25 protein-coding genes, 1 tRNA gene and 1 pseudogene are annotated in these 23,437 nt (G+C 64.9%); 16 read left to right on the top strand and 11 right to left on the bottom strand.

Annotated features, from left to right (window positions below):
• Window positions 1-37: 37 nt before the first annotated feature.
• Window positions 38-1,138: an AI-2E family transporter gene (locus tag BMI86_RS10535; protein WP_078523178.1), complete on the bottom strand. Its 1,101-nt coding sequence runs from the start codon at window positions 1,136-1,138 to the stop codon at window positions 38-40.
• 179 nt (window positions 1,139-1,317) lie between these two features.
• Between BMI86_RS10535 and BMI86_RS10530 the strand changes: the two genes are divergently transcribed.
• Window positions 1,318-1,407, top strand: a tRNA-Ser gene (locus BMI86_RS10530).
• A gap of 122 nt (window positions 1,408-1,529) precedes the next feature.
• On the opposite strand, the gene BMI86_RS10525 is transcribed toward BMI86_RS10530, so the two are convergent.
• Window positions 1,530-2,732: a M24 family metallopeptidase gene (locus BMI86_RS10525; RefSeq protein ID WP_078541325.1), complete on the bottom strand. Its 1,203-nt coding sequence runs from the start codon at window positions 2,730-2,732 to the stop codon at window positions 1,530-1,532.
• Window positions 2,733-3,080: 348 nt separating this feature from the next.
• Here BMI86_RS10525 and BMI86_RS10520 point away from each other — a divergent pair, with 348 nt between their 5' ends.
• From BMI86_RS10520 to BMI86_RS10505, 4 genes are all read left to right on the top strand, one after another.
• Window positions 3,081-4,739 (top strand): BCCT family transporter, encoded by a 1,659-nt coding sequence (locus BMI86_RS10520; protein ID WP_078541323.1) that lies wholly within the window; start codon window positions 3,081-3,083, stop codon window positions 4,737-4,739.
• Window positions 4,740-4,884: 145 nt separating this feature from the next.
• Window positions 4,885-5,709, top strand: coding sequence for a glycosyltransferase family 2 protein (locus BMI86_RS10515; RefSeq protein WP_078541321.1), 825 nt, complete (start codon window positions 4,885-4,887; stop codon window positions 5,707-5,709).
• A 64-nt stretch (window positions 5,710-5,773) separates the two neighbouring features.
• The gene (aroQ, locus tag BMI86_RS10510; protein WP_078541320.1) at window positions 5,774-6,211 is read left to right on the top strand and encodes a type II 3-dehydroquinate dehydratase; all 438 of its coding nucleotides are present in this window, start codon (window positions 5,774-5,776) and stop codon (window positions 6,209-6,211) included.
• A gap of 62 nt (window positions 6,212-6,273) precedes the next feature.
• Window positions 6,274-6,972: a DUF2927 domain-containing protein gene (locus BMI86_RS10505; RefSeq protein ID WP_078541318.1), complete on the top strand. Its 699-nt coding sequence runs from the start codon at window positions 6,274-6,276 to the stop codon at window positions 6,970-6,972.
• Here BMI86_RS10505 and BMI86_RS10500 read toward each other — a convergent pair whose 3' ends face one another.
• The 3 genes from BMI86_RS10500 to BMI86_RS10490 form a co-directional block, all read right to left on the bottom strand.
• A complete protein-coding gene (locus BMI86_RS10500; protein ID WP_078541317.1) occupies window positions 6,973-7,710 on the bottom strand; it encodes a sulfite exporter TauE/SafE family protein in 738 nt (245 codons plus the stop codon). It abuts the gene before it with no gap.
• 67 nt (window positions 7,711-7,777) lie between these two features.
• Window positions 7,778-8,731 (bottom strand): aldo/keto reductase, encoded by a 954-nt coding sequence (locus tag BMI86_RS10495; RefSeq protein ID WP_078541314.1) that lies wholly within the window; start codon window positions 8,729-8,731, stop codon window positions 7,778-7,780.
• Window positions 8,732-8,750: 19 nt separating this feature from the next.
• The gene (locus tag BMI86_RS10490) at window positions 8,751-9,461 is read right to left on the bottom strand and encodes an SDR family oxidoreductase (RefSeq protein ID WP_078541313.1); all 711 of its coding nucleotides are present in this window, start codon (window positions 9,459-9,461) and stop codon (window positions 8,751-8,753) included.
• Window positions 9,462-9,688: 227 nt separating this feature from the next.
• Here BMI86_RS10490 and BMI86_RS10485 point away from each other — a divergent pair, with 227 nt between their 5' ends.
• A complete protein-coding gene (locus BMI86_RS10485; RefSeq protein WP_078541311.1) occupies window positions 9,689-10,360 on the top strand; it encodes a phosphoribosyltransferase family protein in 672 nt (223 codons plus the stop codon).
• Window positions 10,361-10,373: 13 nt separating this feature from the next.
• On the opposite strand, the gene BMI86_RS10480 is transcribed toward BMI86_RS10485, so the two are convergent.
• The 3 genes and pseudogenes from BMI86_RS10480 to BMI86_RS20980 form a co-directional block, all read right to left on the bottom strand.
• Window positions 10,374-10,799, bottom strand: a complete 426-nt coding sequence (locus BMI86_RS10480) for a DUF2267 domain-containing protein (protein ID WP_078541309.1) — start codon at window positions 10,797-10,799, stop codon at window positions 10,374-10,376.
• 38 nt (window positions 10,800-10,837) lie between these two features.
• On the bottom strand, window positions 10,838-11,260 hold the full coding sequence (locus BMI86_RS10475) for a cytochrome c (RefSeq protein ID WP_078541308.1): 423 nt from the start codon (window positions 11,258-11,260) through the stop codon (window positions 10,838-10,840).
• A gap of 79 nt (window positions 11,261-11,339) precedes the next feature.
• Window positions 11,340-11,429: pseudogene (locus tag BMI86_RS20980) on the bottom strand (hypothetical protein); the annotation flags it as partial.
• A 190-nt stretch (window positions 11,430-11,619) separates the two neighbouring features.
• Here BMI86_RS20980 and BMI86_RS10470 point away from each other — a divergent pair.
• The 9 genes from BMI86_RS10470 to BMI86_RS10430 all read left to right on the top strand — a co-directional run bounded on the left by BMI86_RS10470 (window position 11,620) and on the right by BMI86_RS10430 (window position 18,915).
• Window positions 11,620-12,459, top strand: a complete 840-nt coding sequence (locus BMI86_RS10470; protein WP_078541306.1) for a universal stress protein — start codon at window positions 11,620-11,622, stop codon at window positions 12,457-12,459.
• 8 nt (window positions 12,460-12,467) lie between these two features.
• A complete protein-coding gene (locus BMI86_RS10465) occupies window positions 12,468-12,902 on the top strand; it encodes a host attachment protein (RefSeq protein ID WP_078541304.1) in 435 nt (144 codons plus the stop codon).
• 108 nt (window positions 12,903-13,010) lie between these two features.
• Complete coding sequence (locus BMI86_RS10460; RefSeq protein WP_078541302.1) at window positions 13,011-13,376, top strand: hypothetical protein; 366 nt, start codon at window positions 13,011-13,013, stop codon at window positions 13,374-13,376.
• 745 nt (window positions 13,377-14,121) lie between these two features.
• Complete coding sequence (locus tag BMI86_RS10455) at window positions 14,122-14,478, top strand: hypothetical protein (RefSeq protein ID WP_078541300.1); 357 nt, start codon at window positions 14,122-14,124, stop codon at window positions 14,476-14,478.
• Between the two features lie 93 nt (window positions 14,479-14,571).
• On the top strand, window positions 14,572-14,985 hold the full coding sequence (locus BMI86_RS10450) for a hypothetical protein (RefSeq protein WP_078541299.1): 414 nt from the start codon (window positions 14,572-14,574) through the stop codon (window positions 14,983-14,985).
• Between the two features lie 73 nt (window positions 14,986-15,058).
• Window positions 15,059-15,460 carry a curli-like amyloid fiber formation chaperone CsgH gene (gene csgH, locus BMI86_RS10445; protein WP_078541297.1) on the top strand — a complete coding sequence of 134 codons (402 nt, stop codon included), beginning with the start codon at window positions 15,059-15,061 and terminating at the stop codon, window positions 15,458-15,460.
• 238 nt (window positions 15,461-15,698) lie between these two features.
• Window positions 15,699-16,736, top strand: a complete 1,038-nt coding sequence (locus BMI86_RS10440; protein ID WP_143594757.1) for a helix-turn-helix transcriptional regulator — start codon at window positions 15,699-15,701, stop codon at window positions 16,734-16,736.
• Window positions 16,723-18,069 (top strand): hypothetical protein, encoded by a 1,347-nt coding sequence (locus BMI86_RS10435; RefSeq protein WP_078541293.1) that lies wholly within the window; start codon window positions 16,723-16,725, stop codon window positions 18,067-18,069. Before BMI86_RS10440 ends, BMI86_RS10435 begins: the two co-directional genes overlap by 14 nt.
• A 132-nt stretch (window positions 18,070-18,201) precedes the next feature.
• Window positions 18,202-18,915 (top strand): response regulator transcription factor, encoded by a 714-nt coding sequence (locus BMI86_RS10430; RefSeq protein WP_078541291.1) that lies wholly within the window; start codon window positions 18,202-18,204, stop codon window positions 18,913-18,915.
• Here the strand turns inward: BMI86_RS10430 and BMI86_RS10425 are convergent.
• The 3 genes from BMI86_RS10425 to BMI86_RS10415 form a co-directional block, all read right to left on the bottom strand.
• Complete coding sequence (locus tag BMI86_RS10425; RefSeq protein ID WP_168173837.1) at window positions 18,890-20,848, bottom strand: ATP-binding protein; 1,959 nt, start codon at window positions 20,846-20,848, stop codon at window positions 18,890-18,892. The genes BMI86_RS10430 and BMI86_RS10425 overlap by 26 nt on opposite strands.
• A gap of 161 nt (window positions 20,849-21,009) precedes the next feature.
• Window positions 21,010-21,444, bottom strand: a complete 435-nt coding sequence (locus BMI86_RS10420; protein ID WP_078541287.1) for a hypothetical protein — start codon at window positions 21,442-21,444, stop codon at window positions 21,010-21,012.
• Between the two features lie 132 nt (window positions 21,445-21,576).
• Entirely contained in the window at window positions 21,577-22,452 is an 876-nt protein-coding gene (locus BMI86_RS10415) for a Crp/Fnr family transcriptional regulator (RefSeq protein ID WP_168173836.1), read from the bottom strand.
• Between the two features lie 650 nt (window positions 22,453-23,102).
• Between BMI86_RS10415 and BMI86_RS10410 the strand changes: the two genes are divergently transcribed.
• Window positions 23,103-23,426, top strand: a complete 324-nt coding sequence (locus BMI86_RS10410) for a hypothetical protein (protein ID WP_078541283.1) — start codon at window positions 23,103-23,105, stop codon at window positions 23,424-23,426.
• Window positions 23,427-23,437: the final 11 nt, after the last annotated feature.

Below are 23,437 nucleotides of genomic sequence, written 5' to 3'. Positions count from 1 at the left end.
GCCCGTCAATCCAATCCCCGCGCACGACCCGCAGCCCTCAATGGTCCATATCGGGCAGACCTTCGCGCGACAGCAGCACCGCCAATGGGCGCAGGCGTGGGCTTTGGGCGCAGATGATCATCAGCGCCACCATGATCGGCACGGCGAGGAACATCCCCGGCAGCCCCCAGACCGCGCCCCAGAAGGCGAGCGAGATGATGATCCCGAAGCTCGACAGCCGCAGTGCATGGCCCATCAGCATCGGGTCGATCACGTTGCCGATCACGAATTGCAGGATGCCGACCGCGACCAGCACCGTGCCCGCGGTATAGGGGTTCTGGGTCAGCACATAGACCGCGAGCGTCGCGATGACGGTTGCGATGATCGAGCCGATTGAAGGGATGAAGTTCAGCGCGAAGGTGATGATCGCGACGGGCAGCGCCAGATCGAACCCGCCCACGGTGAAGACGCCATAGACCGCGACGGCGGTGACCGCGCTGACGATGGCTTTCACGAGAAGGTAGTGGTTCACCCGGCGCATGATCGTGCCGACCATTCGCGCGATCCGCTCGGCGCTCTCGGAATCACCCATCAGCGAGTTGAGCTTGGCATCGAACCAGATCCGCTCGGCAAAGAGGAAGCCCACGAAGAGAATGATCAGGATCGTGGCCGACAGCAGGTTCGAGGCCTGACCCGCCAAGGTGGTCAGATAGCCCGCCACCTGAATACTCTGCATCGATTCCAGCACCGATTGCTCGACCTCAGGGCCCATCCAGCCGAAGAGCTGCGCGATCGCCTGCTGCGCGGGTCCCGCATAGTTCAGCACCATCGTCACGACCGTGTTGACCTGAGAGATCAGCACCGCGCTCAGCGTCAGCAGCCCGCCCGCGATCAGCGCCAGCGCCACCAGCGAGGCCAGACGCGGCGGAATCGAGACCGGCCCGATGCGCAGCCGCCCGACCGCGTTGATCGCCTCGGAGGTCAGCGAGAACAGGATGATCGCGATGGCCAGAGAAATCAGGATGAACTTCGCCTGCACCATCAGGAACAGCGCCAGCGCGAAGGCGATGATGCCCAGAAGCACATTGGTGAGCGCACGCGGCTCGAACGCGCGCCCATCGATCAGGGCAGGGTGGCCCTCATCGGGAGTGTCCTTCATCTTCATCATCTTCCTGTGCCTGACCCTGACGGGGGCGTAACCTGTTTTTCTTATGCTAGGAGCCGTCGCGCAGGCGCGCAAGCGCCGAACCCGCGTGATTTCAGGGCTTTTTCATGACCTGCGCATTATTCCGGATCGGGTCTTGCATCCCGCCCGGATTTGCGGATAAACCCGCCGGCGGAGCGGTGGCCGAGTGGTCGAAGGCGCACGCCTGGAAAGTGTGTAGGCGGGGAACCGTCTCGAGGGTTCGAATCCCTTCCGCTCCGCCATTACCCCCAGTATTCGCCAATAATACCCGCTTTGCGCAGGCCGCGCGCGATCTCTTTTCGGTCATGTCCACGCGGTCTCGTAGTCACGCGGGCAGGCGGGCCGCCCGCGTGTTCGGGTCACCTCAGCCTACCACGTTGAACGCGGGGCCGTAGGGATAGCCGGTGATGTCCTCGCCGCCATCCTCGGTGATCACGAGGATATCGTGCTCGCGGTAGCCGCCCGCGCCGGGCTGGCCCTCGGGGATCGTCAGCATCGGCTCCATCGAGATCACCATGCCGGGCTCCAGCACCGTGTCGATATCCTCGCGCAGCTCCAGCCCCGCTTCGCGCCCGTAGTAATGCGACAGCACCCCGAAGCTGTGGCCATAGCCGAAGGTGCGGTATTGCAGCAGATCGCGCTCGGCGAAGAAGACGTTGATCTTCTCCGTCACCTCCGCGCAGCTCGCACCCGGCTTGAGCAGGCTCATCCCGTATTCATGAGCGGCGACATTTGCCTCCCAGATCGCACGCGAGGCGTCATCGACCTCGCCCACAAACAGCGTCCGCTCCAGCGCCGTGTAATAGCCTGAAATCATGGGGAAGGTGTTGAGCGACAGGATATCGCCGCGCTGCAAGACGCGTCCCGTCACCGGGTTATGCGCGCCGTCGGTGTTGATCCCCGACTGGAACCAGACCCAGGTGTCGCGATATTCGGCTTCGGGGAACCGCTTGGCGATCTCCAGCTCCATCGCGTCGCGACCCGCCATCGCGACATCGATCTCGCGCACGCCTTCGCGGATCGCCTCGCGGATCGCATAGCCGCCCACATCCGCGACGGCCGCGCCTTGCCGGATCAACGCGATCTCGGCGGGGGATTTGTGCATCCGTTGCCGCATCGTCGCCGGGGCGATGTCATGCGTCTGCGAGGGCTCGAGGAAATCCTGCAGGAGCGCCGCTTGCACCAGCGTCAGGTGATCGGATTCGACGCCCAGAACGCGGCGTTTGCCCGTCACCGAAGCGATCGCGCGCCAGTAATTGTTCCGCGCCCAGTCGGTATAGGTGATGTTGTCGCCATGGCAGCGCCGCCACGGCTGCGCGGCATCGATCCCCGCCGAGATCGTCACGCTGTCGGTCGGTGTCACGACCAGCGCGTAAGGCCGCCCGAAAGCGCAGTACAGAAAGCTCGAGTAATAGGCGATGTTATGCATCGAGGTGAACAGGCAGGCATCAATGCCCGCCTCGGTCATCGCCGCGCGCAGACCCGCGAGCCGTGCGTCGTATTCGGTGGCGGCGAAGGGCAGGATGCGCTCGCCTTGGTGAAAGCGGTAAAAAGCAGGACGGTCCATCGGCACTCTTCCTTATCAGAGGCCACAGCGCGCCGAGGGACGATCTTCCCCCGTCGCGCGCTGCGACAAAGCAAGATCCCGGCGTGCAGGATGGGTGAGACAGGGCGGGCGCAAGCTGCGCCGGCGACGCCATCGCCTTCAGCCCTGCGCGGCAGATTGGGCGAAAATCTCCTCGCTGCCAAGCCCCTCCATTCCGTCGCGTGCGATTTGCTTTTTCACAAATCGGCGGAACCCGGCGCACGCATGAAACATTGATCGATCCGAGGGAACCCTGCCGAGACGTGCGGGGATTGGGCGCCCAGTTTCGTCAACCGACGCGATCCGGCGCACCAACAGAAAGGGAGACCAATGCACGATAAGATGCCGCAAGAACGGCTGTTCATATTCCCCAAGGTCCACAAGACGGTGTTCCTCGTCTCTGCGGTCCTCATCATCGGGTTCATCATCTTCGGCGCCATGTTCAGCGATCAGGCCAAGGCGCTCTTCACCGGCTTGCAGGACTGGCTCGCGACCAACCTCGGTTGGGCGCTGATCGTCGAGGTGAACCTATTCCTTGCCGCAACCGTCTTTCTCGCCTTCGGACCTTATGGCGATATCCGACTGGGTCGCATGACCGACAAGCCCGCTTACGGGCTTTTTTCATGGACGGCGATGCTGTTCTCGGCCGGGATCGGGATCGGTCTGATCTACTGGGGCGTGGCCGAGCCCCTGTATCACTTCTTCGCCCCGCCCGTCGGCGAGGCGGAAACCCAAGCCTCCGCCCGGCAAGCGATGACCATCGCCTTCATGCACTGGGGCTTCCAGGCCTGGGCGATCTATGCGGTCGTGGCGCTGGCGCTGGCCTATTTCCACTTCCGCAAGGGCCTGCCGCTGACGATCCGCTCGGCGCTCTATCCGCTTCTGGGCGAGAAAATCTACGGGCCGTGGGGCTCTGCGGTCGATATTCTCGCGGTGTTCGGCACCATGTTCGGGATCGTGACCTCGCTGGGCCTTGGTGCGATGCAGATCAATTCGGGCCTCGGCACCGTCTTCGGTATCGACCAATCCCCCTTCGTGCAGATCATCATCATCGCCTGCATCACGGCGGCCGCGACCCTGTCGGTCGTGGCGGGCCTCGATGGCGGGATCAAGCGGCTGTCGAACCTCAATATCGGCCTGTCGATCGTGTTCCTCGCCTTCATGGTCATCGTCGGCCCGACCATCTTCATCTTCGACCTCTTCGTCCAAAGCTATGGCGATTACATCGCGGAACTCGTCAGCTGGGGCTCCTGGACCGAGGCGTGGCAGAAGGACGGCTCGTGGCAGAATAGCTGGACCATCTTCTACTGGGCGTGGTGGATTTCCTGGTCGCCCTTCGTCGGCGTCTTCATCGCGCGTATCTCGAAAGGGCGCACGATCCGCGAATTCGTGGTGGGCGTGATGCTGCTGCCGACGACGATCATGTTCTTCTGGTTCTGTGCCTTCGGCGGCACCGCGCTCGACATCTCGCTGGGCGGTGACAGCACCATCGTGGATGCGACGAAGAACGCCTATGGCGACGCGATGTTCGCGCTGCTCGACCATTTCCCGGCGGCGAAGGTGATGTCGGGCTTCACGGTGATCCTGATCGTGATGTGGTTCGTGACCTCCTCGGACTCGGGCTCTTTCGTGATCGACATGCTGACCGCGGGCGGCGACGCCGATCCGCCGAAGGTTCAGCGGATCTTCTGGGCGATCACCGAAGGCGCGGTGGCCTCGGTGCTGCTGCTCGCAGGCGGGCTGAACGCGCTGCAGGCGGCGGCGGTCGTCGCGGGCTTCCCCTTCGCGATCGTGTGCTTCTTCATCCTCGTCGGATTGCTGAAGGCGCTGCGATGGGACCCCTTGATGCTCTATCGCCACAACCAGCGCTACCAGAGCGACGAGGAGGCCGATCACGCGATGCCCTCCGAATTGCCGGGCGATCTCTACGGGGCCGATCCGACCCCGCCGCCCGCACCGAAGGGGGCGCAGGCCAACCCTGCGGAGTGATCGCAAGACCGACGACGAGAAAAGGCCGGGCCATAGCGCCCGGCCTTTTCTATTGGGCGAGGGAGGGACCGAGATGTGGGCGTTAGGGATTTCTTAATCGTGTTGACGCAGCGTTAGGTGAATTCCTAACGGATGGGTAAGGTCGATGAAGATTTCCCTGATCACTGCGGTCTATGACGCCGAGGCGACCGTCGGCGATGCCATCGCCTCGGTCGCGCGGCAGAGCCACCGCGATCTCGAGCATCTTATCATCGAAGGGCGCTCGCGCGATGGCTCCCTCGCGGCGATCGAGGCTGCGCGCCACCCTCGGATGAAGCTTGTCAGCGAGGCCGATGCGGGGCTCTACGATGCGCTCAACAAGGGTATCGCGCGCGCTGCGGGTGAGGTCGTGGGCTTCGTTCACGCCGATGATATGCTGGCTCATCGCGATGCGCTGGCCCATGTCGCCGCCGCCTTCGCCGATCCGCAGGTTGAGGCGGTCTTCGCCAATCTCGATTATGTTCTGCGCAGCGACCCTGATACGGTGATCCGTCACTGGGCAAATGGCGGCTTCACCCGGGCCAAGCTGCGCCGGGGCTGGGCGCCCGCGCATCCCACGCTCTACCTGCGGCGCTCCACCTATGCGCGGCTGGGAGGCTTTAACACCTCTTACCGGATCGCGGCGGATTACGACTTCATGCTGCGTGTCTTCAGCGCGCTCCAAGGCCGCGCGGTCTATCTGCCCGAGCTTCTCTACAAGATGCGGCTGGGCGGGGTGAGCAACCGCTCGCTGGCGCATCTGCGGCGCAAGATGGCCGAGGACTATCGGGCGATCCGCACCAATCATCTGGGTGGGCCGGTCTCGGCGCTCGGCGTGCTCGCGCGAAAGAACCTCTCCAAGCTGCGCCAATTCGTCGAGCGTGACCAAGGCGCCACCCCGTCCGCCGATCACGCCCTTTTGCTGGACGCGAACCCGCGCAAGGCCCTATAGCTTGGGGAAATGATCCGCGCTGGGGGCAGGGCGCGCCCGTCCCACGCGCCATCCGGAGCGCAGAATGTCGAAGACCATCCATATCCTCAACGGCCCGAACCTGAACCTTCTGGGCAAGCGTCAGCCCGAGATCTACGGCTCGGACACGCTCGAGGATGTGGAGCGGATCTGCCGCGAGGAGGCGCAGCCCAGGGGCTTCGAGGTCGAGCTGTTCCAGTCGAATTTCGAAGGCGAGATCGTCGAGCAGATCCACCGCGCGCGCGACGAGGCCTGCGCCATCGTGATCAATGCCGGCGCCTATACCCACACCTCCGTCGCGATCCTCGATGCGCTCAACACGTTCGAGGGCCCGGTCTTCGAAGTGCATATTTCGAATGTTCACAAACGCGAAAGCTTCCGCCATCATTCCTTCATCTCGCAGCGGGCGGAGGGAGTTCTGGCGGGCTTCGGGATCGAGGGTTACGCCCTCGCCACCCGCCGCGCCTGTTCGGTTCTGAGTTAAGAGGGGGTTTTAAGATCGGTCTGCAAGGGTCTGAAAAGGTAGCAGGAATTTCGCGCCGGGTGATGTCCGGTGCAGCCAGTATCGCGCTTGCGCTGAGCGTCGCGCTCCCTGCGCAGGCGCGCGACACCGCCGCCGATCGCAACATCGCCAATTCCGGCAAGATGAGCGATCGCGACTTCTACCGGGCGATGGCCTGCGCCGCGCGACCCGGGGGCGCCTGCACCTTGCCCTATCGCCGATGGGCCGCCAGCAAGTGCCGCGACCTGACGGTGGGCCTTGCATTCCGCTCAAAGCATTTCCCCGCGAAGCGCGCCCATGCCATCGAAGAGGCCGCCCGCGCGGCGATCGACCAGATCAACAAGACCGGCGCCGCGCTACATCTGAGCTACGCCGGGGCGCGTCCCGCGGATATCAATCTCTATCTGACCGACACGCCCGTGGGCGGCACCGTGCGGGGAACGCCGTCGATGCGTCTCAACGGCAGGCGGTTAGGACCGGGCACGGTCGCGAAGGTGACGTTCTATTGGCAGACGAATACGGGCCGGATCACCGATGCCGATATCGCCTTCAGTCGCGACATCCAGATGCGCGACATCCGCTCGGTCGTACTCGAGGAAATCGTGCAGTCGCTGGGCTTCTCGACCGATCTGGAAGACCCCTACTATACGCAAAGCTCGATCTTTTCGGAAAACGGGAATTCGGTCACGCGGTTGATCGGGCAGGACGCTATGACGCTGCGCAGCCATTACCCGCCGCGCTGATCACATCACCTGCATCCCGCCGCGGATCAGCAGCAGAACCGACAGCACGGCCAGCATGATCTGAATGACCCGCATGTAGAGCTGCTGCGACAGCCGCGCGGTCAGCCAACGCCCCGCGACGGTGCCCGCGATCCCCGCCACTGCAAGCCCCGCGACGAGCGACCAGTTCAGCCCGTCGAGCTGGCCGATCACCCAATAGGCGGGCAGTTTCACGATATTGCCGATCGCGAAGGCGATGGCGATGGTACCCGCGAATTCCAGTTTGGGCAGCTTTTGCGGCAGCAGATAAGCCTGCACGGGCGGCGCGCCGGAATGGGTGATGAAGCTCGCGATTCCGGTCAGCGTGCCCCAGAACAGCCCCGGGACAACCTTCGCCTCGGCTTGGCTGTCGTCATGCCGTTTCAGCCAGGCCCGCGCGACATGCCAGATCCCGATTAACCCGGTGAAAACCAGAAGCGCCCATTCGGGCGTGTAGGGCGTGATGAGGGTCGCGATGGCGACGCCCGCGAGGATCGCAGGCACGAGGATATAGAGGTTCCGCTTCGAGAAATGGTGGCGGTAGAGCCAGACGCCCACCCAATCGGTCACGATATAGACCGGCAGCAGCGTGGCCGCCGCCTTCACCGGGTTCATGAACAGCGCCAGCATCGGCACTGCGATGGCCGCGGCTGTCGACAGCCCACCCTTCGACATCCCGACGATCAAGGCCGCCACGATCAGCAAAACGGTTTCATACATGTAAATGGGGTCCGGTCGGGAGGGGAGGATCGGGTGGCCCGGCGGGCCATCCGAGTGTTAGGAAAGATTAAGCGCCCGCGTCGGTCAAGCGGCGCATCTCTTCGTCAGTCAGGGTCATCTCGACAGCCTTCGCGAAGCTTTCCACCTGCGAGAGGCTTGTGGCGCTCGCGATCGGGGCGCTGACGCCCTCGCGGTTGATCAACCATGCCGTCGCGACCTCGGCCGGTTTCGCGCCTTTCTGGCTGGCGACATCTTCGAGCACGTCGAGGATCGCCATGCCACGATCGGTCAGGTATTTCTCGACCATCCCGCCGCGCTTGCGGCCCTCAAGATCGGCTTTCGAGCGGTATTTCCCCGACAGGAACCCGGCGGCGAGCGAGAAATAGGTGACCACGCCGATATTCTCGCGCAGGCAGAGGTCGCGCAGCGGCCCGTCGAAGCCGTCACGGTCATAAAGGTTATATTCCGGCTGGATCACCTGGTAGCGCGGCAGCCCCTCTTTATCCGCGGTCTCCAGTGCCGCCGTCAGCAGATCGGCATCGTAATTCGAGGCCCCGATCGCGCGGATCTTGCCTGCCTTCAGCAGCTTGTCATAGGCGGCCAGCGTCTCGGCATGGCTGACGCTGTCATCGGGCCAATGCGAGAAATAGAGATCGACGTGATCGGTCTTGAGCCGCTCCAGCGAACGGTCGATGGCTTTGGAAATCCACTCCGCGCCGAGGCCCTTTTCGCCCGGTCCGCCCATATCGGAGCCGACCTTGGTGAACAGCTTCACCTTCTCGCGCATGCCGGGACGCGCCTCGAACCAGCGGCCCAGAACGGTCTCGGACTCGCCGCCCGAATTGCCCTCGGCCCATTTCGAATAGACGTCGGCGGTGTCGATCGCATCGAAGCCGTGGTCGATGAAGGCGTCGAGGATGCGGAAGCTCTCGGCCTCGTCCAGCGTCCAGCCGAAGACGTTGCCGCCGAAGACGATGGGGGCGATCTCAAAGCCGGTCGTGCCGAGGGGGGTGCGTTTCATGGGAGGTCCTTTCGCTTGCTCAGATCAGCAGCCCGCCGCCTTCGACAAAGACGGTGGAGCCGGTCATATAAGGGTTGTCCATCAGGGCGAGCGCCTGAATGGCGATATGTTCGGGCAGGCCGACCTGGCCCACGGGCAGACGCTCGGCCGCATCGTCGAACATCGCGCGGCGTCCATCGCCCTGAAGGCTCTCGTACATCTCGGTTTTCACCAGCCCGGGGGAGATGCAGTTAACCCGCACCGGCGCGAATTCCAGCGCGAGGCCACGGGTCAGCCCCTCGAGCCCTGCATTGATCGCGCCCTGGATCGCCGCGCCGGATTTGGGCCGTTGCGACAGGAAACCCGAGGTGAAGGTGAGCGATCCGCCATCTGCGACCTTGGCCGCGCGGGCGAGGCGATAGGCGCCCCAGAATTTCGACTCGAAGGAGGCTTGGGCGTCTTCCAGCGGCAAATCCTTCACGGCGGCGACCTTGGTGCTGGCCGCCGAGCAATAGACATGGTGCCACTCGGGACGCTTGTCGAAGAATGCCCCCAGTGCGGCGGCATCGCCGGTGTCGAGCGTCACGCCCTCGACGGAACCGCCCAGCCGTTCGCAGGCCTCGTCGACCCTCTGCGCCGAGCGTGAGGCGATTGTGACCCGTGCGCCGCGCGCGAGCGCCGCCTGCGCCACGCCGAAGCCGATCCCCGAAGAGCCGCCCACGACGAGAATGCGGTTATCTTTCAAACTCATGGCGCTGATCTCCTGCTCTCGGGCCGTCGCGCTCTGCCATGCGGCGACCGCTCCAAATCGACATAGGGCCGCGGGTGTGGCGGTCCCGAATTTCTTTTCACTTTGTGCGGAGCACGGCGCTGTTACACGGCGATTGCGTCGATGTCCCGTTGTTGAAGATCAATGCCGCACCCTCGATGGCACGGCACGCTGGCTTCCGACTGCACCCATGGGCAGGGGAGGCCCGCATGAGCAATCTTGAAGGCTATACCGACCGGACCGAAGCGGGGATCGTCCTCGCGCGTCAGCTTGACGCCTATCGCGGGCGCGACGCCGTGGTTCTTGCGCTGCCGCGTGGCGGAGTGCCGGTCGCGTGGGAGGTGGCCGAACGCCTCGATCTGCCGCTGGATCTTGTCTTCGTGCGCAAGCTCGGCGCGCCCAGCAATCCCGAAGTGGCGCTTGCGGCGATCGCGGGGCTGCGTGGAGAGGTGCTGGTGCGCAACGCCGATGTGATCCGCGCGAGCGGCTGCGATGAGGCGACTTTGGAGGGCCTCGCCGCCCGCGAGCGCGAGGTGATCGCCGACCGGATCAAGCGCTACGGCGCACCGGGGCTGCCGCTGGCCGGGCGGGTCGCGATCCTCGTGGATGACGGGGTGGCGACGGGGGCCACGATGCGCGCGGCGCTGCGGGCGGTGCGCGCCGCCGGTCCCGAAGAGCTGGTCTGCGCGATCCCGGTTGCCTCTGAGGACGCTCTGGAGGCAATCCGCACCGAGGCCGACCGCGTGATCTGCCCGCTGGTACCGTCGTATTTTGGGGCGGTCGGGGCCTATTACACCTATTTCGGGCAGGTTCCCGATGCGGAGGTCGCGCAAATCCTCGCCACGGCGCAGGCGCGACCGTCGCGCAAGGATCGGGCCTAGTATTCCCTCCCGGTCAGGCCAGCAGGCTGCGCAGCGAGTGGCGCATCGCCTGCGTTACCTGCCGGTATTCGCCCTCGGAAATCCGTTCATGCAGCAGATCGAACACCGCCGCCACTTCCGCTTCGGGATCGTCGAGCGGTCGGTCGGCAAACGCCTCCGCGACCCGGCCGACAAAGGCGTCGCGATTGCGCGGATGGGCGGGCTGGCGCGAGGGCACGAACCCGTCGTAGTAAATCCCGCGCAGCAGCACCGGAAGCTGCGCCCCGAGATCGGCAGCTTCCGCGGTGGTCAGGAAATCGCTGATCGCATGCAAGGTCGTGCGCAGCAGCAGATAGGCGTGGCTGCGATCCTTGTTGTCCAAGCGATATTCGAGATCGTTGAGCCATTCCGCCACGATCTGCGGGGCGTGGTCGATGGCACTCAGGCCGGTCACTTTCATCGGTCAAACCTCCCGGTTGGAGCGCTGAGGACGCTGCCTCAGCTTTGAATGCTTGCGAGATATTCCGCGATCAGCAGGATTTGCCCGCGGGTGTAGACCTCCGCGTTGAGCGCACCGACCGTCCCTGTGGTCTCCTCCATCATCGTCGGGCCGAAGCTGGGCATCGCGCCCCGGTGGAAGGGCATCTGTTGGCCCCCGTCGATCAGATGCACGACCCGCGCGAGCGGAAATTCCCCACCGTTCTTCGCCGAAAGCTGGGTCAGCGCCGGCACCTGCGTGGTGAAATACTCGCTGAGCGGCCCGTCGCCCGCAGCGCTCTTTCCGTGGCAGGTGGCGCAGTAATTCTGGTAAAGATCGGCCCCCATCTGCGCCGCTGTCATCGGGCTGCTGGAGTCCTCTTCCGCGCTGGCGGGCAGGGCCCATGCGAGGGCTGCGAGGGTTGCAAGAATGGCTCTGGTCATCGGACTGTCCTTCCGGTTCAAGGGGCGGCCCGTCGCGCTGACAGTTCGGGGCGCGAAGGGCCGCCCGGGTGATGCGCGCTCATCGCGCCTTGACGTCGATGCGGCGATCTTTCTCGCGCGCTTCGGCGGTTTTCGGCAGGGCCACGGTCAGGACCCCGTCGCTCAGACATGCAGAAACTCCCGTGAGAAATGTCTCGGTGGAACGAGTTCAAGCCTCTCACGTCCGGCGCGGCACCCGCATTGACGGCGCGCATAGCGGCGCGCGGCCTCGCGAAAGCATTGGACGTTGCGCACGATCAATGCCGTTTTGCGCTCAGCGCCGTAGGTTCGGGCCGTTGTGACCACTCAGGAGCCCCAAGATGATTCCGCGAACCCTCGCCGCAGCCTTTCTCGACACAGACGAAGCCCGCTGGCTCGCCCCGATGGCGGCCGCGCTGTGTCGCCGCTTCGAGGCGCATCTGATCGGAGCGCATGGCGTCGAGCCGTTGCCGCTGTTGGGCGGCGATCTGGCGAGCGATCCGATCGTCTATCCAGAATTCGTCGACTGGCAGCGCAAGGAGGCGGCTGAGATCCGCGAGACGTTTGAACATGCGCTCAAGGCCGAAGATGTGCAGGGCGAATTTCGAACCCCCAGTGGTGTGCGTGACGCGCTGATCGATTTTCTCGTCGATAGCTGCCGCGCCGCCGACCTCGTCATCTCTGCCCGGGTGCCGGCCCATTCCGGGCGCGCGGGCGATGTGCGTATGCAAGAGCAGCTGATCCGCCAGGCCGGGCGTCCGGTGCTGGTGGTGAGCGAGGCTGCGCAACTGAACAACCCCGCGCAGCATATCCTCGTCGGGGTTTCGTGCAGCCGCGAGGCGATGCGGGCGGTGCATGACATGCTCTATCTTGCGGCGCATGGTGCGCGGATCGATCTGCTTTCCGTGTCGCCGTCGGAAGGCGAGCGGGAGGCCGTGGACGATCTGCGCGACGACCTCGCGGCGGCGCTGGACCGGCGCGGCTTCGATGTAACCCTTCTGGATCGGATGAAGACGACCTCGGAAGCGGGCGATGCGTTGCTTCACACAGCGCGCGAACGCGGGGCCGAGATGATCGCCGTCGGCGCTTACGGTCATTCGCGGCTCTATGACTTCGTGATCGGCGCGGTGACCACGCGCCTGTTGGAAAAATCCCACCTGCCGGTGCTGTTCTCAAAATAGGTGAGCCGATGCGACAGCCGAAGAAAACCGAATGGATCGTGGTGATGAACGCCGCCAGCGCGCATGTGCTGGCCGATGCCGAGGGAAGCAAGGCGGTCTTCGAGCTGGAAGCGCCGCATGAGAGCCCGCGCGATAAGGCGGGTCGCAGCTTCTCGAGCGGGTCGCCCGGGCGGCGGGCCACGATGGCGCCGCATGGCGATCCGGACCACGAGCCGGAGATCGCTTTCGCGCATCAGCTGTGTGAACGTCTCGAAGAGAGCCTCGGGCGAGAGCAATTCGACACGCTCGTCCTCGTCGCGCCGCCGCGGATGCTGGGCGCGATGCGGGAGGCGATGCCCGCGGCTCTGGCCGCGCGGGTGAGCCGGGAGATCCACTCCAACCTCGCGAGCCTCTCGCCGCGCCATTTCCGCGAAAAGCTGCAAGAGGCGCTGAAGGTCACGTGAGCCGCGCGTTTGCATTTTGCAGTGACGGCGATCAATGCGCGACGTCTTGCGGCTTTGCATCCTGCCAATCTGTCGCACGGTTCAAAATCGGATCAGAGGAGAAACGCCATGGCCAAGACATCCAGCGACGCTGCACACGAACGCGCCGATATCGAGGATCGCGAGCGCCACGCCGTCGAGGCGATCCGCTCCGATCTCGAAGAGCTGCGCGACGATGTGACGGAGTTGGCGCAGGCGTTGCGACGTCATGGTCGGCTGCGGGCCAGCGACTTTGGTGCGGAGGCGACGCGGCGGGGCCACGATCTCGTGGAGGATACCCGCGACGCGGTTCTCGAAATGCGCCACTCGCTGGCAGAGGCGCAGCATGACTTGCGTCGAAGCGTTCGCAGCCATCCCGTGCCCTGGGCCGGAGTGCTTCTGGGTATGGTCGGAACCGGCTTGCTGGTCGCGCTGCTGATGGAGCGTCGCAATTGAAAAGAACTGGCATGTGTGTGGGGGCAGGCCGCGTGGGCGGGTAGGGGTCGATAAAGAGACACCGCTCGCAGTGTCTGTCAGGGGGGAGTGGCGCGCGTTTCCGTATCGGGAGCGCGCGCTGCGCATTTCGGGGGCGCGTCGCCGCGTGGTCCGTGTCGGTCTTCCCCAGTTCCCTCCGGCCCGAGTCGCGCGGCTCTCTCCTTAAGCACGGCCAAGACCCGCCGGTATCAACCGAACAGCTCCGGGACATTCGCAATTTCCGGCTTCTCGTAGATTCAAGCGGTGGGCTTTTCCAACCGTGTCTTGTCGCGCGTCAATGCGTTGACATGCGGAGCCATCGTCGCCGCCGATCTGCCTCCGCTTGGCGGCCTGCGTCTCACGCAGATGGCCTTCCGTCATTGCGCGGGCGCAAGCGAGACCGCCATGGCTCGCGCCCCATCCGCCGCAGCCCGTCCCGCGCCCGCGTCACGCGCTGACCCGTTCGGGGCAACTGCGCGGCCATATGCGCGCAGTGGGCAAGGATATCGCGTCTGGCGCACCACTTGCGCCGGTGGGTGAACTATCGCGGGCGGTCCGCGGTCGGGCGGTGCCGAAGGCGCAGCGTTCAGGCCGAAGCGCATGGCGATCGGGGCGTCTTCGATGATGTTTGCGTCCCCGATCCCGGCGCAGCTCCGGCGTAGCGTGGAGGAACGATCGGGACGCGGATCCGGATCGATCAACATTCTTTAGTCTGGAGACCATCACCATGAAACATCTGCTTCTCGCCACCGCTGTCGTTCTCTCCGGCGCCGGAGCCGCCCTCGCAGGCGGTAACGTGTCGCTCACCGACCAGATGGGCTGGTTCAACGGGTCGAGCACGACGCAGCTTGGCATGAACAACTCGGCCATCACCGTGCAGCGCGACTACGGCAACACCAGCACCACGGTGCAACGTGGGATCGCCAACTTCTCGGGCACCGGTCAGACCGGCGCGTTCAACAACTCGATCACCGATCAGCTGGGCCTCGGGAACTACTCGTCCACCATCCAGGGCAATGTCGGCAACTCGTCGGCCACGGTCCAAACCGGTGTCGGCAACGTGTCGAGCACCGTTCAGAACTGACGTCCCATGGTTGATCGGGCGGGCTGCGATCCGCCCGATCAACGTCTTGAAGGCGGCTGCTGTGCCGTCGCGACAGCAACAAGGAGAAAGGTTATGAGTTTCGCAACACAGATGAGAGCCCCCACGGCGCCCCCCGCGATCCTCGCGACCGGGCTTTTGGCCGCTCTGGCATTGGGCGTTTTCGCGAAGGAAGCTGCGGCGCAGAGCCGGCCTTTCTATGATCCGAGCAGCGCCCCCATCGCATCCATCGCCCCGCAGCCATCACGCGGCAATGTGGCCGTCACGCAGCAGCAGGGCAGTTATAATGACGCCTCAACCACGCAGAGCGGCCACAACAATGTCGCAGGGACCGTCCAATCGGGCTCTGGTTTCGGCAGCTCGATCTCTCAGCTTGGCGACTACCAGACGGAGACCCATTTCCAGGGTGAGACCCGGCTGGGTGTGACTCGCAGCGGGAGCAGCGTTGGCGGAAACGGCTCGATCGGCATTCAGTTCGAGCTGAAATGAAACCGATAGCCGTCCGTTCAGCCCCGCCCGTCGCAACGCGTGCGGGGCAGGGGGACAAGAAAGGAGGCACACCATGCCTCGGAACCTGCAAATGCTCGACTACCTGCGTCGCGGAGGGCTGCTTGTCCTCATCGGAGGGATGCCATTCGGAATGGCGCTCGCGATGAGCGCGCAAAGCTCACAAGGCGCAGCCCCTCTCAGCTGCGAGATCGCAGAGCGCCCCGCAGCTCCGCATCTCGAGCTGACCGCGCGGGTGCAATCGGCGCGCGCAATGCGCGGGCGCTACTCCTTCACCGTGATCTCGAGCGGTGCGGGCGGCACCTCCAGCACCACGCAGGGCGGCGCTTTCGCCACCCGCGCGGACGAGGCGCAGACGCTGTCCAAGGTCTATGTCTCCGCCGGTCCACATGCCGTCGTCTCGGCGCGACTGGACGTCGAAGGCGAGGGTGGCGTGACCTGCAGTGCAAAAAAGTGATCGTCGGGACCCGCTGATTCCGCCTCTGTCCGCGCCGCACATTGTCGGCGCGCATAGGCAGGCTTGATGACTGTCATTGTCGAAATTTCTCCGTGGCGGAGGATTTCCTTAATCAGAGGGTTAAGGGGGTTTCGCCATGTCTTTGAGCATGCACGCTGAGAACGGCGCAGCGGTCGATCAAATTTTCACATCTGCCATCGAAGGGGATCTATTTCGGTCCGTGCTCGCGGTTGTCGGGATGAATTTTCCCGAAGCGACGCCGATGATCGTCGGGCTGGAACGGATGCAGGGCGCAGGGAACTTCCTGCTTCTCGATACGCCGAACCCGGAATTGCGCCGGGCCTTTGCCGAGGAGATGCGCGCCCCCGATGGCTGGGCGCACAGTCTGCACGGGCAGGAGATCGGCCGGGTCTATGACGACGGTGATCTCGGTGCGGAGACGGTGAATGGCGGGCCGATGGGCCAGGTACTGCGCCGGACGAGCCCGCCCAAGACCTGTCTCGCCGGGGTCGTGTTCGAGCGTGGCGAGCGCCATCTGTTGGGGATCGAACTGCGCTACCCGCGCCATCTGGAGGCGGAGCTGCGGCGGCCTTTGAAGGACTTTCTGACCCGGCTCGCCCGGCAGCTCGATGTGGCGACGCGGATCATGGAGGTGCGCCAACGGCTCGACGCGGCCGAGCGTCTGAGCGGTAATCTTCTGGAAATTCTGCCCTTCTCGGTGGTGCTGTGCAACGAGCGGCGCAATGTTTCGCGGATGAACGGGCGGGCGCGGGCGATCCTGCGCAATGGCCGCGCGCTGCAGGTTTCGCCAGATGGAACATTGCGGCTGTCCGATCCCATCGTGGATGACGAATTCGCGACGCAGATCCAATCGCTGCAAGGCAGCCTGCGTCAGCGCGTCGCGATCATGTCCGTGCCGCGAAATCGCGGTGAGCCGCGCGAGATCCTCACAATCATCCGGCTGGCCGCGGGCGAGGCGGTTGGCCTGCCAGGCGCCGGGCCGAATTTCGCGGTGATCTACGAAGACCTCGATATGCCGCTCGAACTGGATCAGGATTTTCTCTGGCGGCTCTTTGGCATGAACGCGAAGGAGGCCGATCTCGCCTTGGCGCTGCTGGCGGGGGAGTCGATCGGCGAGCTGGCCTCGCGCCGGCGGATGTCGAAGGAAACCTTGCGCAATCAGCTCGCGGCGGTGATGCGCAAGACCGAAACGTCGCGCCAACAGGAGCTGGTGGCCCTTCTGAGCCGCCTTGCTACGATCAATGCGACGGCGTGAGCGCATATTCCACCCCCTCGGGTTCGCCCTTGGCGGGCTGGTCGCGCTGGCCGCTCTGACGCCTCCGGTTCAGGCGCAGCCGCCCTCGATGTGGCAGGGCTGGTCGCTCGCGCCGCCCCAACGCGGACCGTTCGTGCCGGGGCTGGGCACCCAGATCACCGGAGAGGACGGGCGCGGCGTGGAGTTCGGGCTGCTGGGCCCCGTGCGCCCTTTGCAAATCTTTCCGCAGACGGGCTGGACCCTGGATTTCTCGACCCGGCCTCAGCTCGGTCTGAGCTTCGGGCGCGGCTCCGGTTTCGCGCAGGCGCAAGCTGTCTCGGGGCTGCCGAGTTCCGGTACGCTCCTCCTGACGGGGCCGCGCACGGGGCAGGGCAATATCGCGATCGATCTGAACCCGATGCTTGGCGCGGGGGGCACGCTGTCGGGGGCGAATGCGACAGCCTCGCTGTCCCTTCCCGACGGGCATGGCGGCACCGTTCATATCGAGCAACAGTCCTTCTCGCCCGCAGTCACTGGCAATCGTATCGAGACCTACGCGTTTTCGCCCGGCGCAGGCGGGGGCGGCTTCGCGGCGCTCAGTCTCGATGGCGCTACCGGAGAGGCCACAGCTCTGGCGGCGGTGTTCGATCCGGGCGGGTTCTCCGTCATCGGGCTTGGAGAACCGGACAGCGTGAAGGTCGCGCAACGGGTCAGCGCGCATAGCCGGGTGCGCGAGCTGGGCGGCGTGATCGCGAGCCCGCTGGGTCACAGCCGCGACTGGAGCTGGGGCCCGCGTCTCGGCTTCGGGGATCTGTCGCGCCACACGGGCGAGACCTACACGACGACGGCCTCTCTCACGGCGAGCCGGGCTATCCCGGCCATCAAGAGCGCGCGCCGCACGCGCCTGCACGAGCGCAGCCAGAGCCTCACCTTGGGGCTGGGCGGGCGCCGCCTCGTGACCAGCGACCTGTCCTTCGGCCTCTATCTCGACCTCGGCGCGAAGGCGGTGTCGGCAAGCGGGCGCAGTGAAGAAACGCTTTCGATCCCGGGGCTCGCCTCGGCCAGCAACGCGCCCGAGCGGTCGCGATATTCCCATGTGGAACCGGTCCTGCGGGCGGGCATGGTCTTCGAGCAGCAAATCGGCCGGAACAGTGCCTTCGCCGTCTCTCTGGGGGTGCAGGAGACGGGGCAGGCGTCGCTCATTTCGCGCTCTTCCGGGACGACGACGGTGGGCTCCGGGTCGGCCTCGGCGGCGGCGCTCTCGACTGCGGGCGAGACAATCCGGCACGACGAAATTCGGTGGCGGCACGGGTTTGAGGGAACGATAACGTTTAATTTCCTGTACCGTTTCTGAAGCTTGATCACCATCAAAGACAGGGCGGACAGGGGGCGCCGATCATGACATAATTCGGGACAGGGGTTTGCGGTGCCAAGAAAAGCGCCGGGACGCTCCCGATAGGTGCGGAGGGGATAGGAGGTCGCGCCTGTGGAACAGCAGACGATTCTCGTCGTCGAAGATGATCCTTGCGTACGCGGAGCGCTGCGGGACTGCCTTGAGGCGGAAGGCTGGGCGGTACGCGAGGCATCGGACGCCACTGGTATGATGCAGGAGATCGAAGCGGGCGACGTCGATCTCGTGACACTCGATCTGGGGCTGGGCGCGGATGACGGGCTCGCACTCGCGCGTGTCCTGCGCGGGCGCAGCAATATTCCCGTCATCTTCATCACCGGGCAAGGGCAACCGCTCGACCGGGTACGCGGTCTGGAGGCGGGGGCGGATGACTACATCGTCAAACCCTTCGCCGCGCGCGAGGTCGCGATCCGCATCCGCAGGGTGCTCGATGGCTATCGGACCCGCAACGTGCCGCGCGAGCGGCTGCGCATCGATCACAGCAGTATCGACCTGCGTCACGGCGTGATCGAGCATAATGACGGTCGCCGTGAGGATCTGACCGGAACGGAGGCGAAACTGCTTGAGTTGTTCCTCAGCCGCCCGGAGCAGGTCCTCTCGCGCGACGACATCAACCGGGTGCTCCACGGGCGCGACTGGTCGCCCTATGACCGGACCATCGATACCCATATTGCCCGGCTTCGGCGCAAGATCGAACCGGCGGATGATGCCAATCGGATGATCCGATCCGTGCGCGGCGTGGGCTATGTCTTCACCGGCCAGATCACGGGGGAGGTCCCTCCGGCTTGAGCGCACGCGCGACCGCCGCACTCAACGTCGAGAGAGAATAGGGCTTCGTGAGCAATTCCACCTCGCGTTCGGCTTCGGGGCGCCCGGAGAAATGCTCGGACGTGTGGCCAGAGGTCAGAAGCACGGGCAATGCGGGATCGCGGGCGCGGGCGCGATCGACAAGGTCGAAGCCGGAAAAGGTGCCGGGCAGCACGACGTCGGAAAACAGCAGTTCGACCGGCTCGCCCGCCTCGATCTGCTCCAGCGCCTCGGACGCGTTCGCGGCCTCGATCACCGCGTAGCCCAGAGCCTCCAGCCGGTCGAGAACCGCCTCGCGCACAAGCGGATCGTCCTCGACCACCAGCACCAGCTGACCATCTCCCATTCGCAGCGCGTCGCGATGGTCGGCAGGCGCGGGCGTGGGCTCCCCCTCGGTCTCGGGCAGATACAGCGTGATCGTGGTGCCTTTGTCGGGTGCCGTGTCGATATGCAGGAACCCGCCCGCCCGCGCGACCGAACTCGCCACGCTGGTCAGGCCGAGACCGTTGCCGACCTGCGCATGTTTGGTGGTGAAAAACGGATCGAGAGCCTGTCTGCGCACGTCCGGCGTCATGCCCTGTCCGGTATCGGTCACGCTCACCGTGAGGAAACAGCCCGGCCGCGCGCCGTCGATCTCGGCGGCCTGATGCGCGTCAAACCGCGCGCAGCCGGTCTGAATGGTGATCGTACCGGTGGCCGTCATCGCGTCGCGCGCATTGATGACGAGATTGAGCAGCGCGCCGTCCAACTCTCCGCGATCCATGTAGATCTGGCCATGATCGGCGCCGGGCAAGAGACGCAGATGCACCTGTTCGCCCAGCACACGCTCGAGCAACGTCCAAGTCTCGGCGAGCTGCGCATCGAGCCCGAAGCGCACCGGTTTGGGCGTCCGCGCCCCGGCAAGGGCCAGAAGCCGCTGATTGAACCCCGCACCGATCTGCGTCGCGTCGATCGCGCGTTCCAGGTGGTCGCGCGCGATCTCGGCCATCTCCGCGCGCGATGCGAGCTCCAAATTGGACAGGATGACGGTCAGCAAGTTGTTGAAATCATGCGCAATCAGGCCCGCCATTCGGCCCACGGTTTCCAGCCGCTGCGCCTGCACCAGCGCCTCCGATATCCGCGCGCGCTCCGTGCGATCGAGGATCGCGCCGACGGCGCCTAGCGGGCGGGGCGGATCGCAGGTTTCGTCGAACCGGATATTGCCGCGCAACTCGATCACTTTGGGCTCGGCGCTATTGGCGAGCTTGAACTCGATCGAGAATTTTCGGCTGCCGGTGGGGTCCAGCGCCGCGCGATAGACCGCGTCGAACTGCGCACGATCCTCCGGCGCGGCGAGGGCGAGCCATTTCTCGTAGCTGTCGGGTACCTGCGGCGTCTCCAGAAGCTGCCGGGCGGACTCGGTTGCGAGGAACGCGTCACGGTCGAAATCCACCTCGAACAGGGCGATCCCGGCGGCATCCATCGCGTCGGCGATCCGTTCCAGGCGCAGGGCGGTCGGCCGCTGCGAGTCCTTCCCGGCGTTGATATCCTCGATGATGAGAATGATCCCGGCGATGCCGCCGTCGCGACGGATCGGGGCGGTGATCCAGCGGTTCCGGATCACACGCCCATCGGGGAGTGTGGATCGGCTCTCGTCGCATTGCACGACCTCTCCGGCGAGCGCCTTGTCGCGTGCGGCGGGGTAGCCCTCTGGTAGCCAGGGCAGCAGGTCGCCGTCACCCGGTTCGCTCACATCGGAGAGATCGGTGCTGTAGCTCTTCTGAAACGCTGCCGAGGTCGCAACCAGACGCGTCGCGGTGTCGAACACCGCGACCGGGATCGGCATCAACGAGATCATGTCTCCCAGACCTTCGGCGAGCGCCGCGCGCGAGGCATGCGTCTTCGATCCGGTCTCTTCGCGTTTGGAATTTACCACTGGCGCCACCTCATTTCGCGTTTGGCACCACGCCCCCATTACTCATGAAATCATACTCGGTCTCGTGTCCCGACGTGGAGGAAAAACGAAAAATCGCAAAAAAAACGATACATGCCGGGGCCGCCGCTGAGAGGCAGATCCGACCCTCCAATTGCGGTTGCTCAGACCGGCGTCGCGTGGCGTTTCTCGCCGATCCCCCCGCCTTGCATCGCGGTCATGAAAAAGTCCTGCGCCTGTTTCTGGCTGTCGAACACCGCCTCCGTCATCTCCTCGGCATATTGCCCCCAGAGGCGGCGATAGAGCGCGGAGTAATCGTCGAGCGCGCCGGAGTAGAACTCCGACCAGGCGGAGGCGATTGCAGCGGGATCGCCGGGATTGGAAAGACTGGCGAGCAGGGCGCGGTCGCAGGTAATCCGATCGGTCGTGAAGCGCAGCCATTCCTGATTGAGTTGCAACATGCGATCGGCCGCCTGAGTTTGCATCGCGACGATCGGGCCAAGCAGTGCCGGGTCCGGCCCGTCTGGCGGTAGCAGGCGTTTCACGAGGTCAGCATAGCCCGCGCTGGTGCGGGCGGTCGCGTCGGATTTGCGTGGCATAGGGGCCTCCCGGGATGTGATCTGACACATCGCGAGCTTTGCCGCGCGTGAGGCCGCGCGCATTGACCACGATCAATGCAGGTTGCGCGATGTGTGATCCACCGAGACATTCCGAGCCGGCGCTTCCTCGTTCTATCGCTGCCCTCCGCGTGTGGCAAAGTCCGGTGTGCGCCCGGGTGCATGTCCCTCGGACCTGAGCTTTGAGACGGGGGCTTTTCCGCCCCGGGACCATGTCTCGCGTTGAGACAGGCGCGGTGCGGGATCGGGCTCGGCAAGGGCCGCGCCGATCCGCTCATTCTGGTATTTGGCAAGCCGACGCAGTCGTCCGAGATCCCTGACCTCGAGATGGTCGGGCGCAAGCAGGCGGATCGCGCCGCGCTCTTCGATCTGGTGCAGTGCGCGGCACAGGGTCTCCACCGTCATGTCCAACAGCGAAGCCAGATCGCGCCGGGTCAGCACGATGCGAATTTGCGGTGTGCTGCCGTCGGGCGCTCCGGGGAGCTGTTCGATCAGCCAAAGCGCGAGCCGCTGCACGGTGCTGCGCCCGCGCATTTTGACGACGCTCAACTGCAGCTCCTCGAACTGACGGTTCAGCGCCGACAGGCAGCCCCGGAAAATCTGCGGATGCGTTTGCAGGAAATTGTGCCATGTCTGGCGCGCCATCCAGCAGATCGCGGTGTCGGTGGCGGCCTCGCTGGAAAACCCGTTCACCTCGCGGTCCGGATCCCCGATCAGGTGCCCCGCGCGCAGGATTTGCAGAACGTATTCGTCCCCGCCTTCGGTCAGAACGACGACCTTCACCAGCCCGGAGGCGACGATGCCGACCCGTTCCGCCACTTCGCCCTGAGCCGCGATCTCGGCCCCCTGGTGATAGGTTTCACGGTAGCTGCGATGCGCAAAATCGAGGAGCGCTTCGCTCTCGAAGGCGCTACAAAGTCCTGTCTGGCGCGCGATGCAGTCCTCGCATTTCGCGTCGACTTGCGGCCGTATGGCCTGAGTATTGAACATATTCCCCCCCTTTATGCCCCCCGATCGATGGCAGTGGTCGGGCAACACGCGTCTTTTGTGACTGCAGGAATCTTGCCGCCTCAGGGGCCATCTGTCAGGCGAGAAATTGTAGAGAAATGTAGATTTCCGAAATATGAGAGGCATTTCGCGCAATAATATTGCGTATCGTGGCGCGCTGACTGACCTGCAGTGCGCCATCGGCGGAGTTTTGAAACGCGCATGAAAACGGCCCCGCCGGCCGAGCCTTGGGGACAGACGCGCGGTGGCCGGCGGGTTTCGCGAAAGGCTCTTCGAGCAGACTCGAACGGGTGAGGTAGCCCCAACCCTCCGCGAATATCTAAGTATACACCCGCGCGGCGCGCGCGGCATTATTGGGCGTCAATCGCAGCCATGACCGCGCAGGCTGCCACCCTTGTCGCAGGTTGCGCATCAGCGCTCGGGTTTCGGTCCGCGCTCCGACCCAGTTCAGTGCCTGAAGTGTGAAAAGACGTGTTGCCCCTCCGGGCGCCCTGCGTGGATTGGCAAAACCCTGCCCAGAGAGCGCACCGAACCGGGTCTGCGCGGTTCGCATTGACGGCGGTCAATGGCGCGGCGGGCCGGATGCGGTTTAGCTGAACGGGCCTCATAGCCAAGCTCGAAGGAGTGTGCGGATGTTTCGTTGGATCACCCCAGAAAACAGCCCTGACCTTCTCCCGCTGCCGCGTAAGCCACGGCAGGACAGCCGCGCGACGAAGACCATTCCCTGGCCTTTGTCGGGCGCGCGCGCAGAGGAAACGGGGCCGGATCGCGCGCTGGAAGTCTCTGCGCTGAGCGACCTCGGGCTCTCGACGCAGGAAATCGCGCGCTATCTCGGCCTCGCCCTGCAAGAGGTCGTCCGGCTGCAAGAGGCGGATCTCGACCTTGGCGCAAGCCTCGACAACAACATGACCCCGGTCTATCGCACCCACGCGAAGGGTATGCGCCGCGTGGGCTGAGCGGCGGCGCG

It is taken from the genome of Thioclava sp. DLFJ5-1 (genome assembly GCF_002020115.1).
Taxonomy (GTDB): Bacteria; Pseudomonadota; Alphaproteobacteria; order Rhodobacterales; family Rhodobacteraceae; genus Thioclava; species Thioclava sediminum.
Note: the sequence above shows the minus strand (reverse complement) of the source record. Positions and strands in the feature narration are given on the sequence as shown.

Bases quoted from the DNA above. Each gene is read 5' to 3' on its own strand.
- BMI86_RS10485 (WP_078541311.1), top strand. From the start codon at position 9,689: ATGAGCAATCTTGAAGGCTATACCGACCGGACCGAAGCGGGGATCGTC.
- BMI86_RS10435 (WP_078541293.1), top strand. From the start codon at position 16,723: ATGCGACGGCGTGAGCGCATATTCCACCCCCTCGGGTTCGCCCTTGGC.
- BMI86_RS10410 (WP_078541283.1), top strand. From the start codon at position 23,103: ATGTTTCGTTGGATCACCCCAGAAAACAGCCCTGACCTTCTCCCGCTG.
- BMI86_RS10465 (WP_078541304.1), top strand. From the start codon at position 12,468: ATGCGACAGCCGAAGAAAACCGAATGGATCGTGGTGATGAACGCCGCC.
- BMI86_RS10415 (WP_168173836.1), bottom strand. From the start codon at position 22,452: ATGTTCAATACTCAGGCCATACGGCCGCAAGTCGACGCGAAATGCGAG.
- BMI86_RS10490 (WP_078541313.1), bottom strand. From the start codon at position 9,461: ATGAGTTTGAAAGATAACCGCATTCTCGTCGTGGGCGGCTCTTCGGGG.
- BMI86_RS10420 (WP_078541287.1), bottom strand. From the start codon at position 21,444: ATGCCACGCAAATCCGACGCGACCGCCCGCACCAGCGCGGGCTATGCT.
- csgH (WP_078541297.1), top strand. From the start codon at position 15,059: ATGCCTCGGAACCTGCAAATGCTCGACTACCTGCGTCGCGGAGGGCTG.
- BMI86_RS10480 (WP_078541309.1), bottom strand. From the start codon at position 10,799: ATGAAAGTGACCGGCCTGAGTGCCATCGACCACGCCCCGCAGATCGTG.
- BMI86_RS10520 (WP_078541323.1), top strand. From the start codon at position 3,081: ATGCACGATAAGATGCCGCAAGAACGGCTGTTCATATTCCCCAAGGTC.
- BMI86_RS10525 (WP_078541325.1), bottom strand. From the start codon at position 2,732: ATGGACCGTCCTGCTTTTTACCGCTTTCACCAAGGCGAGCGCATCCTG.
- BMI86_RS10450 (WP_078541299.1), top strand. From the start codon at position 14,572: ATGAGTTTCGCAACACAGATGAGAGCCCCCACGGCGCCCCCCGCGATC.
- BMI86_RS10495 (WP_078541314.1), bottom strand. From the start codon at position 8,731: ATGAAACGCACCCCCCTCGGCACGACCGGCTTTGAGATCGCCCCCATC.
- aroQ (WP_078541320.1), top strand. From the start codon at position 5,774: ATGTCGAAGACCATCCATATCCTCAACGGCCCGAACCTGAACCTTCTG.
- BMI86_RS10535 (WP_078523178.1), bottom strand. From the start codon at position 1,138: ATGAAGGACACTCCCGATGAGGGCCACCCTGCCCTGATCGATGGGCGC.
- BMI86_RS10500 (WP_078541317.1), bottom strand. From the start codon at position 7,710: ATGTATGAAACCGTTTTGCTGATCGTGGCGGCCTTGATCGTCGGGATG.
- BMI86_RS10460 (WP_078541302.1), top strand. From the start codon at position 13,011: ATGGCCAAGACATCCAGCGACGCTGCACACGAACGCGCCGATATCGAG.
- BMI86_RS10455 (WP_078541300.1), top strand. From the start codon at position 14,122: ATGAAACATCTGCTTCTCGCCACCGCTGTCGTTCTCTCCGGCGCCGGA.
- BMI86_RS10515 (WP_078541321.1), top strand. From the start codon at position 4,885: ATGAAGATTTCCCTGATCACTGCGGTCTATGACGCCGAGGCGACCGTC.
- BMI86_RS10440 (WP_143594757.1), top strand. From the start codon at position 15,699: ATGAATTTTCCCGAAGCGACGCCGATGATCGTCGGGCTGGAACGGATG.
- BMI86_RS10470 (WP_078541306.1), top strand. From the start codon at position 11,620: ATGATTCCGCGAACCCTCGCCGCAGCCTTTCTCGACACAGACGAAGCC.
- BMI86_RS10475 (WP_078541308.1), bottom strand. From the start codon at position 11,260: ATGACCAGAGCCATTCTTGCAACCCTCGCAGCCCTCGCATGGGCCCTG.
- BMI86_RS10505 (WP_078541318.1), top strand. From the start codon at position 6,274: ATGTCCGGTGCAGCCAGTATCGCGCTTGCGCTGAGCGTCGCGCTCCCT.